At 72.4% G+C, this 12613-nt stretch carries 10 protein-coding genes and 2 pseudogenes; 6 read left to right on the forward strand and 6 right to left on the reverse strand.

What is annotated here, in order from left to right; genetic code table 11:
• Positions 1 to 26: 26 nt before the first annotated feature.
• The 4 genes from DRB96_RS41080 to DRB96_RS41095 form a co-directional block, all read right to left on the reverse strand.
• Entirely contained in the window at positions 27 to 407 is a 381-nt protein-coding gene (locus DRB96_RS41080; protein ID WP_112452929.1) for a hypothetical protein, read from the reverse strand.
• Positions 408 to 710: 303 nt separating this feature from the next.
• Positions 711 to 1628, reverse strand: coding sequence for a MurR/RpiR family transcriptional regulator (locus DRB96_RS41085; protein ID WP_112452930.1), 918 nt, complete (start codon positions 1626 to 1628; stop codon positions 711 to 713).
• A 91-nt stretch (positions 1629 to 1719) separates the two neighbouring features.
• The gene (locus DRB96_RS41090; RefSeq protein WP_112454417.1) at positions 1720 to 2988 is read right to left on the reverse strand and encodes a M14 family metallocarboxypeptidase; all 1269 of its coding nucleotides are present in this window, start codon (positions 2986 to 2988) and stop codon (positions 1720 to 1722) included.
• Between the two features lie 205 nt (positions 2989 to 3193).
• The gene (locus DRB96_RS41095) at positions 3194 to 3940 is read right to left on the reverse strand and encodes a GntR family transcriptional regulator (RefSeq protein WP_112452931.1); all 747 of its coding nucleotides are present in this window, start codon (positions 3938 to 3940) and stop codon (positions 3194 to 3196) included.
• 279 nt (positions 3941 to 4219) lie between these two features.
• Here DRB96_RS41095 and DRB96_RS41100 point away from each other — a divergent pair, with 279 nt between their 5' ends.
• Positions 4220 to 5350, forward strand: coding sequence for an extracellular solute-binding protein (locus tag DRB96_RS41100; protein ID WP_204358120.1), 1131 nt, complete (start codon positions 4220 to 4222; stop codon positions 5348 to 5350).
• Positions 5350 to 6189 (forward strand): annotated as a pseudogene (locus tag DRB96_RS41105) (ABC transporter permease subunit); the annotation flags it as partial. The gene DRB96_RS41100 and the pseudogene DRB96_RS41105, both read left to right, overlap by 1 nt.
• 537 nt (positions 6190 to 6726) lie before the next feature.
• Here the strand turns inward: DRB96_RS41105 and DRB96_RS41110 are convergent.
• A complete protein-coding gene (locus DRB96_RS41110) occupies positions 6727 to 7674 on the reverse strand; it encodes a tRNA (adenine-N1)-methyltransferase (RefSeq protein WP_112452933.1) in 948 nt (315 codons plus the stop codon).
• 18 nt (positions 7675 to 7692) lie between these two features.
• The gene (locus DRB96_RS41115) at positions 7693 to 8826 is read right to left on the reverse strand and encodes a site-2 protease family protein (RefSeq protein WP_112454419.1); all 1134 of its coding nucleotides are present in this window, start codon (positions 8824 to 8826) and stop codon (positions 7693 to 7695) included.
• Between the two features lie 243 nt (positions 8827 to 9069).
• On the opposite strand from DRB96_RS41115, the pseudogene DRB96_RS46160 reads away from it, so the two are divergent.
• The 4 genes and pseudogenes from DRB96_RS46160 to DRB96_RS41130 all read left to right on the forward strand — a co-directional run.
• Positions 9070 to 9381, forward strand: a pseudogene (locus DRB96_RS46160) (PD-(D/E)XK nuclease family protein); the annotation flags it as partial.
• Positions 9382 to 9420: 39 nt separating this feature from the next.
• On the forward strand, positions 9421 to 10464 hold the full coding sequence (locus tag DRB96_RS41120; protein ID WP_239517909.1) for an ABC transporter permease: 1044 nt from the start codon (positions 9421 to 9423) through the stop codon (positions 10462 to 10464).
• Positions 10434 to 11324 (forward strand): ATP-binding cassette domain-containing protein, encoded by an 891-nt coding sequence (locus DRB96_RS41125; RefSeq protein ID WP_239516636.1) that lies wholly within the window; start codon positions 10434 to 10436, stop codon positions 11322 to 11324. The genes DRB96_RS41120 and DRB96_RS41125 overlap by 31 nt, the downstream gene beginning before the upstream one ends.
• A gap of 16 nt (positions 11325 to 11340) precedes the next feature.
• The gene (locus DRB96_RS41130; protein WP_112452936.1) at positions 11341 to 12504 is read left to right on the forward strand and encodes an ROK family glucokinase; all 1164 of its coding nucleotides are present in this window, start codon (positions 11341 to 11343) and stop codon (positions 12502 to 12504) included.
• The last annotated feature ends 109 nt before the right edge of the window (positions 12505 to 12613 follow it).

Here is a 12613-nt window from a genome sequence, read left to right on the forward strand (position 1 = left end):
CGCTCGGCGGCTGGCCGGCGCCGCGGCTACCGGCGGCGGGCCGCGCCGTGGGCGAGTGCGTCGCCGACGACCCGGATGGCCCGGGCCAGCCGGGCGAGCTGCCTCAGCTCCCCCGCGTACATCCTGATCGAGGTCTCGATGACCGCCTCGGCCACCCCGAGGCCGGGGAGTTCGGCGCGGCTGGTCTCCAGGGCCACGCGTACGGCGCGCATCTCGTGCTGGACCTGGAGCTGGGCATGGCGGGCGAGCAGTACGGGGCTGCGGGTCAACGTCGCGTAGCCGGCGTAGCGGGCCGGGACCAGGTCGCGGAGCCATCGGGTGGCCGTGCGTTCCCAGTCGTGGTTCCCGGGACGCTTGACCTGGCTGGGCCAGTCCGGGCTGTGCGTGACGAGCGTCGTCTGAGACATTCTTGCCGCTTCCACAAGGTGTCGAACGGTGATCGAGAACGTGCCGGTGGCGGCCTCGGCCCAGGGGTTGGCCGAGGCCGCGGGGGCGCTCCGGGTTCCGAAGGCCGGACGGGACGCCTGGTGCGACGTGAGGAGGAGGTGCGTCGCACCGGGTGTCTGTTCTGGGAGGGCTGGGGTGGCTCTCCTGGCGTCTTGACGGATGACCGCGCCGCCATCAGTAAACATATATACCGTTGAGTAAGCAAGAGTATGAAAATATTCATGCCCGGGTGGGGTGTGAATACGGGCGCCCGGCGAACGGTCTCAGAGGAAGAATCCGTGCTGGTCGGCGGCCTGCTCATAGCTTTCGAGCCGCGCCTGCGTCCGCTCGGGATCCGCGTCGGACATCGCCTGGAGCAGCGCGGCGGACAGCACGCCCGGCGCCGCGTAGGAGTCGAAGACCAGCCTGGAACCGGTGCCGGCCGTCAGCGCCACATCGGCCTCGTCCACCAGCGGGCCCAGCGTGCCGTCCGTGATCAGAACGACCCGCAGCCCCGCCCGGCGCGCGACCCGCAGCGCCGCCAGGGTCTCCTTGGCGTGCCGGGGCATGGCGAAGGCCAGCACCCAGCTGCCGCCGGCCGCGCGGGCCTGGAGCAGCGCGTCGTAGGCCACGCTTCCGCCGCCGGTCACCAGCCGCACGTCGGGGTGGATGCGGCGGGCCGCGTACGCGAAGTACTCGGCCAGGGAGACGGAGATCCGCAGCCCGAGCACCGTCAGCGGCACCGAGCGGGCCAGCTCGCGGCCGATGTCGAGCACCTGGTTGGTGTCGGCGAGCAGCCTGCGTACGTCGCGCAGGTTCTCGATCTCGGCGTCGACGGCGGCCTGCAGCTCGTTGCGGCGGGTCTGCTCGGGGCTGTCCGGGGCGCCGGCCACCGCGCTCAGCGCGATGGGCTGGAGCACGTCGCGCAGCGCCGGATAGCCGCTGAACCCCAGGGCGGCCGCGAACCGGGTCACGGACGGCTGGCTCACTCCGGCCCGCTCGGCGAGCTCGGTGATCGAGAGGAACGCCGCCTCGGTGAGGTGGTCCACGAGGTACTGGGCGATCCGCCGCTGGCCGGGGGAGAGCGGATGTCCGTCGAACAGCGCCCGGACCCGTTCGGCCGGGGCGCGCTCGCGCTCGGCCGCCTGCCCGCTCGGCGTGATCGCGGCCGCTTGTGCCCTCGCCTGCTGCCCCGATGACACGGGCGGTCCTCCCTGTCGTGCCGCTCTGTGATCCCAACATAGCTCACGGCATCCGGCTGACCAGCGCGCTTGTGCTCCGGGTCACGAACCGTCAACACCCCGGTACCGGCTCCCCCGTGGCGATCCGGTAGCGGGCGCGGCCGTCGAGGAGCAAGGGGACGAGCGCGCGCGGGGACTGGCGCAGCGGGACGTACGCGCCGCCGTCCGCGGCCCGTACGACGCGCACTCCGTGCAGGTCGAGGCGGGCGGCGGTGCCCGCGTACTGGGCCGGGGTGAGGCGGTAGCCGCAGGGCGGGTCGGCCAGGATCTCCTCCGGGGCCGCCGGGGCGTTGTCCGCGCCGCCCAGCCGGACGGGTCCCGCGTCCCGGGCGCCGGCCCGGCGGGCGGCGGCCGAGGCCGCGGCCAGGGGGCCCGTACGCTCGGAAACGTAGGCGAACAGCCCATGCAGGGCGACGAGTTGGGTGGACACGCGGCGGCGGTGGTTGAGGGCCGGGTCGGCCCGCTCCGCGTCGCCGGCCGCGCCGCCGGGCGCTTCGACGCGGCTCTCGACCAGCAGGGCGACCGCGTGCTTGACGCCCGCGGTGTTGCGCAGGATCCGTTCCTGGCCGTCCCCCGCGGACTGGGTGGCCGGCAGGCCGGTGGCGGGGTCGGTCCGGATGCCGTAGGTGCCGGTGGAGCGGCCGGCCGCGCGCGCCGCTTCCCGTACGTACGCGCCGGACAGCACGCGGGACTGCGCGTACACCCCGGGGTCGGTGTTCAGGTTGCGCGGCCAGAGGTCGAAGAGGTCCTTGTCGTAGGTGCCCGGTGTGGCCCGGTACTCGTGCAGGTCGTACACGAGCTGCGGACGTCGGTCGCGCAGGACGGCGGCGACGGCCCGCGCCTCGGGCGAGTCCAGGGCGAGGTGGTCGCGGTTGATGTCGGTGCCGGCCGCGTTGGCCCTGGTGCCCGCCGCCCGGCCGTCGGGGTTGGCGGTCGGTACGACGAGGACCGTGGCCTGCTCCAGGAGACGCCGGGCGGCCGGCTCCCGGGCGTACGCGAGGTCGCGGACGGTGGTCAGGCAGGCCTCGCGCCCCGCGGGCTCGTCCCCGTGCTGGGAGCACACCAGCAGGACGGTGACGGGGCCGCGGCCCAGGGCCACCAGGTGCAGCGGGCGGCCCAGCACCGTCGTGCCGATGCGCCGGACGGAGGCCCCCGCCCCGGCGCGGCGCCCGACGGCGTCGAGGAGCTCGCGCTCCTGGGACCCGGTGGTCCAGCTCGCCCCGTTCGAGGCCTCGAATCCGGTACGGGGCGCGTCTTCGGCCGCGTGCGCCGGTCCGGGGGCGAGCGGCAGCGCGAGCGCGCCCACGACGAGGGCGGCCAGGGCGAGCGCGGCCCGGGCGCGGGCTGCCCGGGCGCGGGCTGCCCGGGCGCGGGGCGTCACGTTCTCGATCACGCCCCCGGTTGTAGCGGTCCGGGGCCCCCGGTGTCGCCGTGAGGGCCGCGGACTCACCCGGGCGGCGGCGCCGGGATCCCGGGGGGCCGGGATGGCGTGGCGGGGGAGGGCGGGCGTGGCCCTTCGCCGGGCTTCAGCCCTCGCCGGCCCGTCGCTCCAGCGGAGTTGCTACTGCCGAGTTGTTCACACTGAAGGTGACACTGCCCGCCCGGTAGCGGTCGTCGGACCACTCGATCGGGCGACCCGTGCGGGTCGCGGAGACGTGCCGCTGGCGCAAAAGCGGGCTGCCGCGCCGGATTTCCAGCAGCCGGGCGTCCTCGCTGCCGGCGGGCAGCGCGTCGATGAGGTGCTCGCCGTAGTGGGCGACGATTCCGGAGCCGTCCGCCAGGCCGTCCATCACCGAGCGGCAGTCCTCGGGCATCGCCTCGACCGCCGCCGCGACCCAGTCGGCGTAGGCCGTCCGCTCGACCATCGTCGGCTCCCCGTCGAGCAGCCGCAGCCGCAGCACGGCCAGGACCTCCGTACCGGGTGCCAGTGCGAGGCGCTCCGCCTCCTCGGCCGTGGCGGGGCGGCGGGCGCGCGACAGGAACCGGCTCTGCGCCCGGTGGCCGACCCCTTCGGCCCACTGGGCGAAGCTGTTGAGCTCCCCGAAGCTGTGCTTGCGCTCGTGGCGCAGGACGATCCTGCGGGCCCCCTGCCGGGAGCCGATGAGCCCCTCGGCGGCGAGCGTGGCCACGGCCTGGCGGACGGTCCCGCGCGAGGCCGACCAGCGGGCGGCCAGGTCGCTCTCCGAGGGCAGTTGGGCGCCCACGGGGTACTCGCCGGAGAGGATCGCCCGGCGCAGCGCCTCGGCGATCTCCAGATACCGCACCGTTCCCATGCCGTCCCCGTCCCCGTGCCGTCCGTCGTCGTGGTGCCCGCCAGCCTAGGCGCCGCACCGGGCTCCGAAGATCATCATGCGGGTGGTCCGTCACGGTCGGATCCGGCCATTCACGGTCTTCGTCGAGACGTGGACCGCGCGACAGCCGCCGTTCACCGTCCGTACAGGGCCCCAGGGCGAACTGGAGCCAACTTGTTCAGACAAGTGAACCCCCTGCCATGGATCCAGTCTCCGGGAGAGACCGTGCTCAGTTCCTCCGCCCGTCGCGGTGCGGCCGTTCTGCTCAGCGCCGCCGTGCTCACCACGCTCAGCGCCTGCGGCGCCGCACCCGACCCGAAGGCCGGCGCCGCCGCCGACGGCAAGAACAAGACCCAGCCCGGCGCCGCCACCTCGGTCGCCGACTTCGGCGGCCTGGAGGGCCTCGTCGCGGCCGCTGAGAAGGAGGGCGAGCTCAACGTCATCGCGCTGCCCGCGGACTGGGCGAACTACGGCGAGATCCAGAAGGCGTTCCAGGCCAAGTACCCCAAGGTCAAGATCAACGCCGAGAACCCGGACGCCTCCAGCGCCGACGAGATCGCGGCCGTCAAGTCCCGCAAGGGCCAGACCCGCGCCCCCGACGTCCTGGACCTCGGCATCGCCTTCGCCCGCAGCGGCGCCGCCGAGAACCTCTTCGCCCCGTACAAGGTCACCGCCTGGGACAAGATCCCCGCCTCCCAGAAGGACGCGGACGCCCGCTGGTACAACGACTACGGCGGCTACGTCTCCATCGGCTGCGACGCCGCCCGCATCCCGAACTGCCCGAAGTCCTTCGCCGACCTGGCCAAGCCCGAGTACAAGGGCAAGGTCGCCCTCAACGGCAACCCGACCAAGTCCGGCTCCGCCTTCGGCGGCGTCTACGCGGCCGCCCTCGCCAACAAGGGCTCCTTCGGCGACATCCAGCCCGGCATCGACTTCTTCGGACAGCTGAAGAAGAGCGGCAACTTCATCCCCGTCGAGTCCACCCCGGCCACCGTCGAGAAGGGCGAGACGCCCATCTCGATCGACTGGGACTACCTGAACGCCGGCTACGCCGATCAGTTCAAGGGCAAGGGCGTCGACTGGAAGGTCGCCATCCCCACCGACGGCGTCTACGCCCAGTACTACTCGCAGGCCATCAACAAGGATGCCCCGCACCCGGCGGCCTCCCGCCTGTGGATGGAGTTCCTGTACAGCGCCGAGGGCCAGAACCTGTGGCTGAAGGGCTACGCCCGCCCCGTGCTGCTGCCCGCCATGACCCAGGACGGCACCGTCGACAAGGACGCCGTCACCAAGCTCCCGCAGGTCCAGGGCGCCCCTGCCTTCCCGGCTTCCACCGAGCTGGACAAGGCCAAGGCGACCCTCTCCGAGAAGTGGGACAAGGCCCTCAGCTGATGTCCGCCTCCACCTCCACCCCCCACACGAAGGGGACCGCCGGCGGCACCACCAGCCGCCGCCGGCGGCGCGGCCCGCGCACCTGGCTCGCCGCCCTCCCCCTCCTCGCCTTCACCGGGCTCTGCTTCGGCATCCCGCTGGGCGCCATCGCCTTCGGCGCCGTCACCCGCACCGACCCGGTCGGCGGCGCCACCGAACTGACGGGAGAGCACCTCGCGCGCTCCCTCCAGGGCCCCTACCTCGGCTCGCTCGTCGGCAGCGTGCAGCTCTCCTCGCTCACCGCGCTCGTGGCCGGCGTGCTCGGCGTCCTCATCGCGCAGGCCGTCGTCACCTCCCGCTCGCGGACCCTGCGCGGCGCGGCACTGACCGCCTCGGGAGTCCTCGCCAACTTCGGCGGGGTCCCGCTCGCCTTCGCGTTCATCGCCACCGTCGGCATCTCCGGAGTCGTCACCCAGCTCGCCGACCTGACCGGTCTCGGCTGGAACCTCTACTCCTTCACCGGCCTCACCGTGGTCTACCTCTACTTCCTGACCCCGCTCATGGTGCTGGTCATCGTCCCCGCGCTCGACGGCCTGCGCCCCCAGTGGCGCGAGGCCGCCCAGAACAACGGGGCGAGCGGATGGCAGTTCTGGCGCCACGTCGGCCTGCCCGTCCTCGCGCCCTCCCTGCTCGGCGGATTCGTGCTGCTCTTCGGCACCGCCTTCGCCGCGCACGCCACCGCCGCCGCGCTCGTGGGCGGCTCCGTCCCCCTGGTCACGCTCAAGATCGCGGACGCCCTGTCCGGGAACGTGCTGACCGGCCAGGAGAACGTGGCCCTGGCCCTCGGCCTCGACATGATCGAGAAGGCCGGCGGCAGGGCGGGCGGCAGCGTCAACTCCAAGACCACCTACCTGGTCTGCGCGGCCTCCGCGAGCGGGAAGCCGAGCTCCAAGGCCGTCAAGGCCGAGGAACTGGGCGTCACCCTCGGGGCCCTTCGGGGGGCTCGCGGGGCCGGGGGCGTCCGCGGTGCTCGTGGGGCCGCCGGCGGTCGTGGGGGCTCCGGTGGCCGGGTCGGGCTGGAGGAAGCCGGCGCCGGCTATGACGGCGGCCATGGCCGAGGCGGTGGCGATCCAGTGGAGGGGCCGCGCGCGGTGGTGCGCCGGGGTCTGCGGTGCCGGCGCGGGCTCGGTGGGGCTGTGCGGCACTCGGGGTGTCTCCTGTGCGAAGGGTGACGGGGAGCCAGCATCGTGCCACACCTCACATCGGGGTGGAACGGTTGGGTCCGCACCGGCGGGGCCGGTTTCCGGGACAACGAAAAGACGCTGTGGCGCAGTTCCCGGATGCTTCGGGGAACTGCGCCACAGCGTCTGCGTGTTGGGCGGGCGGGTGACCGCAGGTCAGCCGCGGTCGCCTTCGGCGGGCTCTACGGCTTCTGCGGGCTCGGCGGCCTTGGAGCCGGACCGGCTGCCGGGGCCGTCGTAGTCCTCGCCGTAGGCGCCCTTGGAGGGGCGGCGGCGGCGCATGGGCGGCTCGACGCCGTCGGCGAGGCGGCGGGCGGTGACGAGGAAGCCGGTGTGGCCGATCATCCGGTGGTCCGGGCGGACGGCGAGGCCCTCGACGTGCCAGTTGCGGATCATCGATTCCCAGGGCTGCGGCTCGGCGTAGCAGCCGAACTCGCGGATGGACTCGACGGTGCGCGAGAGCTGGGTGGTGGTGGCCACGTAGCAGCAGAGGATGCCGCCGGGGACGAGGGCCTTGGAGACGGCCTCGAGGCATTCCCAGGGGGCGAGCATGTCGAGGATCACGCGGTCGACGTCCGTGTCGGACAGGTTGTCCTGGAGGTCGCCCACGGTCAGCTGCCACGCGGGGTGCGGGCCGCCGAAGTAGCGCTCGACGTTGGCGGTGGCGATTTCGGCGAAGTCCGCGCGGCGCTCATAGCTGTGGAGCATGCCCTGGTCGCCGATGGCGCGCAGCAGGAAGCTGCTCAGGGAGCCGGAGCCCACACCTGCTTCCACGACTCGGGCGCCGGGGAAGATGTCGGCGAAGGCCAGGATCTGGCCCGCGTCCTTGGGGTAGACCACGGCGGCGCCGCGGGGCATGGACAGGACATAGTCGGGGAGCAGGGGACGCAGCGCGAGGTAGGCGACGTTGCCCGTGGTACGGACAACGCTTCCCTCGGGGGAGCCGATCAGCTCGTCGTGCGGGAAGGAACCCTTGTGGGTGTGGAAATTCTTCCCGGCTTCGAGCGTGAACGTGTAGTGGCGGCCCTTGGGGTCGGTGAGCTGTACCTGGTCCCCGACCTCGAAGGGCCCGCGTCGGCGGGCGGCACCGGTCGGTTCGGACATGTGACCAGTGTATTGGCTTCAGGACTGGGGCCGCGCCATGGCCTTCACGAAGGCCTTTTCGACGTCGAGGGTGGACAGGACGCCGTAGATGGCGCCGTCGGGTTCGAGGACGAGGTATTCGCTGGCGGGGGTGGTGCGCAGGTGGTCGAGGAGTTCTTCGCCGGCGAGTTCCGCGGAAACCTTCATGCCGTCGGTGAGGTCTTGGGCGAGGGTGCTGACGGCGACCCAGGGGCGGCGGTGTTCGGGGACGGCGGCGATGGCGCTTTCGCGGACGATGCCGGTGGGGTCTCCGAGTCCGTCGACGACGACGAGGGCGCGGGCGCCGGCTTCGTTGGCGCGGCGCAGGGCTTCGGAGAGGGGGGTGGCGTTCTCGACGGGGATGGCGCGGCGGGTGAGTTTGCGGGCTTGGAGTTCCGGGAGGTGTTCGCGCAGGCGGGCCACGCGCAGGCTGTTGCCGGCGCCGGTCCAGATGATCGCGGCGAGGATCGCGGCGAGCAGGGCGTCCATGACGGTGTCCATGCCGCCGATCTCGTCGGCGCGGTTGCCGAGGGTGCCGGTGTAGTTCAGGAGCGGCAGGCCGAGGAGGACGGCGACGGCGAGGGCGCGGCCGACCCAGGCGGCGGCGATGGTGCCGGTCATGGGTTTGCCGGTGATGCCCCAGATGACGGCGCGGAGCATGCGGCCGCCGTCGAGGGGCAGGCCGGGCAGGAGGTTGAAGGCGGCGACGAGGAGGTTGGAGATCATCAGGCCGGCGAGGAGGACGCCGGGGACGCTGGCGGGTTCGACGGTCTTCATGCCGAGGTAGAAGGCGCCGGCGAGGAGGAGGGAGAGCAGGGGGCCGACGAAGGCGAGGACGAATTCGCGGCCGGGGGTCTCGGATTCCTTCTCGATCTCGGAGACGCCGCCGAAGAACTGGAGCTGGATGCGGCGTACGGGGAGTTTGAAGCGCAGGGCGGCGATGGTGTGGGCGAGTTCGTGGACGAGTACGGAGGCGTAGAAGGCGACGGCGAAGAAGAGGGCGACGAGGTAGCGGGCGGGGCCGAGGTCGGGGAGGATGCGGTCGAGCTGGTCGCCGAAGACCCAGGTGATGAGGGCGGCGACGAGGAACCAGCTGGGCGAGACGTAGACGGGTACGCCGAAGGGGCGGCCCATGAGGAGTCCGCCGCCCGGTCCTGAGCGCCGGCCCGCGCGCTCGCCGGTCTCGTCGGTGTCTGCCACGGTTTTCCTTCGTTCGCTGCTGTCCGGCGTTTGGTGCGCGCCGGCGGTTGTTCTGCCTTTGCCCGGTGGTGTCGGGGTGCGCCGTAGCGCGTTGTGATGCTCCGATCATGCAGTGCGAGTGGGCTTGGCGTCGATGGTATGCGCGTGCTGTCGGTCGCGGGTCGTAGGGTTTTGGGTATGACGACGAGCCCCGGCAGCGGTCCGGACGACGCAGTGAGCAGTCCCGTGCCCGGTTCCGTGCCCGTGCAGGCGGTGGCCGTGGCGCCTTCTTCGCTGTCGCCTTCGCGGGCGAGCGATTTCATGCGGTGTCCTTTGCTGTACCGGTTCCGGGTGATCGACAAGCTGCCGGAGAAGCCGAGCGCGGCGGCGACGCGGGGGACGCTGGTGCACGCGGTGCTGGAGCGGCTCTTCGACCATCCGGCGGCCGAGCGGACGGCGCCGCGGGCGAAGGCTTTGATTCCGGGGCAGTGGGACCGGCTGCTGGAGTCGAAGCCGGAGCTGACGGAGCTGTTCGCGGAGGGTGCGGACCTGTCCCCCCCCGCGCCCGCCGCCGCCCCGTCCGACGAGCGGCTCGCCCCCACCTCGCTGCTGCGCCGCCTGCTGGGCCGCCCCGAGCTGGGTGCGGTCGTCGGCGCGGCCGCCGTCTTCGTCTTCTTCTCCTTCGCCGCGGACAGCTTCCTGCGGGCCTCCAGCCTGAGCACGATCCTGTACTCGGCCTCCACCATCGGCATCATGGCCGTCCCGGTGGCCCTGCTCATGATCGGCGGCGAGTTCGACCTCTCCGCGGGCGTCATGGTCACCACCTCGGCACTGTTCAGCTCGATGTTCAGCTACCAGATGACGGCCAACGTCTGGGTCGGCGTGCTGGTGTCCCTGCTGGTCACCCTGGCCATCGGCTTCTTCAACGGGTTCATGCTGACCCGGACGAAACTGCCGAGCTTCATCATCACGCTCGGCACCTTCCTGATGCTGACCGGCCTGAACCTCGGCTTCACCAAGCTGATCAGCGGCTCGGTCTCCACCAAGACCATCGCCGACATGGAGGGCTTCGCCTCCGCGCGCGCCCTGTTCGCCTCGCAGTGGACCGTGGGACCGGTCACCCTGAAGGTGACCGTCCTGTGGTGGCTGGCCCTGGTCGCCGTCGCCACCTGGATCCTGCTGCGCACGCGCGCCGGCAACTGGATCTTCGCCGTGGGCGGCGGGGCGGACGCGGCCCGCGCGACCGGCGTCCCGGTCGTGAAGACCCGTATCGGCCTGTACATGGGCGTCGCGCTGTGCGCCTGGATCTCCGGCCAGCACATCCTGTTCTCGTTCGACGTCGTGCAGTCGGGCGAGGGCGTCGGCAACGAGTTCCTCTACATCATCGCGGCCGTCATCGGCGGCTGTCTGATGACCGGCGGCTACGGCTCGGCGATCGGCTCGGCCGTGGGCGCCTTCATCTTCGGCATGACCAGCAACGGCATCGTGTACGCCCAGTGGAACCCGGACTGGTTCAAATTCTTCCTCGGGGCGATGCTGCTGCTGGCCACGCTGCTCAACGCATGGGTGCGCAAGCGGGCGGAGGCGAAGTGACGACCACGGTGAAGGACGACGGCGGAGCCACCGCGCCCGCCCTGGTGAAGCTGACCGACGTCAGCAAGTACTACGGGAACATCCGCGCCCTCCAGGGCGTCTCCCTGGAGGTCTCGGCCGGCGAGATCACCTGTGTCCTCGGCGACAACGGCGCCGGCAAGTCCACCCTCATCAAGATCATCGCGGGGCTGCACCGGCACGACGCCGGCACCTTCGAGATCGAGGGCGAGGAGACCGTGCTCGCCAACCCGCGCGCCGCCCTCGACCACGGGATCGCCACCGTCTACCAGGACCTCGCCGTGGTCCCGCTGATGCCCGTCTGGCGCAACTTCTTCCTCGGCTCCGAGCCCACCAAGGGCCGCGGCCCCTTCCGCCGCCTCGACGTGGACCTCATGCGCGAGACCACCCGCGCCGAGCTCTTGCGCATGGGCATCGACCTGCGGGACGTGGACCAGCCCATCGGCACCCTGTCCGGCGGGGAGCGCCAGTGCGTGGCCATCGCCCGCGCCGTCCACTTCGGCGCGAAGGTCCTCGTCCTCGACGAGCCCACCGCGGCCCTCGGCGTCAAGCAGTCGGGCGTGGTCCTCAAGTACGTGGCGGCCGCCCGCGACGCCGGCCTCGGCGTGGTCCTGATCACGCACAACCCGCACCACGCCTACCTGGTCGGCAACCGGTTCGTGCTGCTCAAGCGCGGCACCATGGCGGGCAGCCACACCCGCGACTCGATCACCCTGGACGAGCTCACCCGCCAGATGGCGGGCGGCTCCGAGCTCGACGAGCTGAGCCACGAGCTGGAGCGGGTGGCAGAATCAGGACCTGAGGGCGCATCCGGCACCACATCCGGCACCACCGCACCATGAGGGACGACACGACTCGATGAGCACGTACCGGGACTTCACGCTCGCCCACCGGGGAGCGGCGCGAGGCACCGTCCTGCGGACCATCGGGACCCGTGAGCGCCGGTCGCACCTGACCGCCCCGCGCGTTCCGACCGTCGGCATCGACATCGGCGGCACCAAGGTGATGGCCGGCGTCGTCGACGCCGACGGGATCATCCTGGAGAAGATCCGGGCCGAGACCCCCGACAAGTCCAAGAGCGCCAAGGTGGTCGAGGACACCATCGTCGAGCTGGTCCTGGACCTCTCCGACCGGCACGACGTGCACGCGGTGGGCATCGGCGCGGCCGGCTGGGTCGATGCCGACCGCTCCCGCGTGCTCTTCGCCCCGCACCTGGCCTGGCGCGACGAACCGCTGCGCGACGCGCTCCAGTCCCGGCTCGCGATCCCGGTCATGGTCGACAACGATGCCAACACCGCCGCCTGGGCCGAATGGCGCTTCGGCGCCGCGCGCGGCGAGGACCACCTCGTCATGATCACGCTGGGCACCGGCATCGGCGGGGCCATCCTCGAGGACGGCCAGGTCAAGCGGGGCCGCTACGGGGTGGCCGGCGAGTTCGGCCACATGCAGGTGGTCCCCGGGGGGCACCGCTGCCCCTGCGGCAACCGCGGCTGCTGGGAGCAGTACAGCTCGGGCAACGCCCTGGTCCGCGAGGCCCGCGAGCTGGCCGCCGCCGACTCCCCGGTCGCGCACAACCTCATCGCCCGGGTCGGCGGCAACGTCCACGAGATCACCGGGCCGCTCATCACCGAGCTGGCCCGGGAGGGCGACGCCATGTGCGTCGAGCTCCTCCAGGACATCGGCCAGTGGCTCGGCGTCGGCATCGCCAACCTCGCGGCCGCCCTCGACCCCTCCTGCTTCGTCATCGGCGGCGGCGTCAGCGCCGCCGACGACCTGCTCATCGGCCCCGCCCGCGAAGCCTTCCGCCGCCACCTCACCGGCCGCGGCTACCGCCCCGAGGCCCGCATCGCCAAGGCCGAGCTCGGCCCCGAGGCCGGCATGGTCGGCGCCGCCGACCTGGCCCGGCTCGTCGCCCGGCGCTTCCGCCGCGCCACCCGCCGGCGCGTCGAACGCCACGAGCGCTACGCGCAGTTCGGCCGGCGCGACGCCACCGGCCCCGAAGACCAGGAAAAGCAGCAGTGACACCGCCCACCCTGCCCCACTGGAGAAGCGACAGCCACCACGCCCCTCCCGCCCACGCGGGTCGGCCAGCCGCCCGGACCTCCGCCCGGCCCGCCGACCACCCACGCAG

This window comes from Streptomyces sp. ICC1, from assembly GCF_003287935.1.
Lineage (GTDB): Bacteria > Actinomycetota > Actinomycetes > Streptomycetales > Streptomycetaceae > Streptomyces > Streptomyces tritrimontium.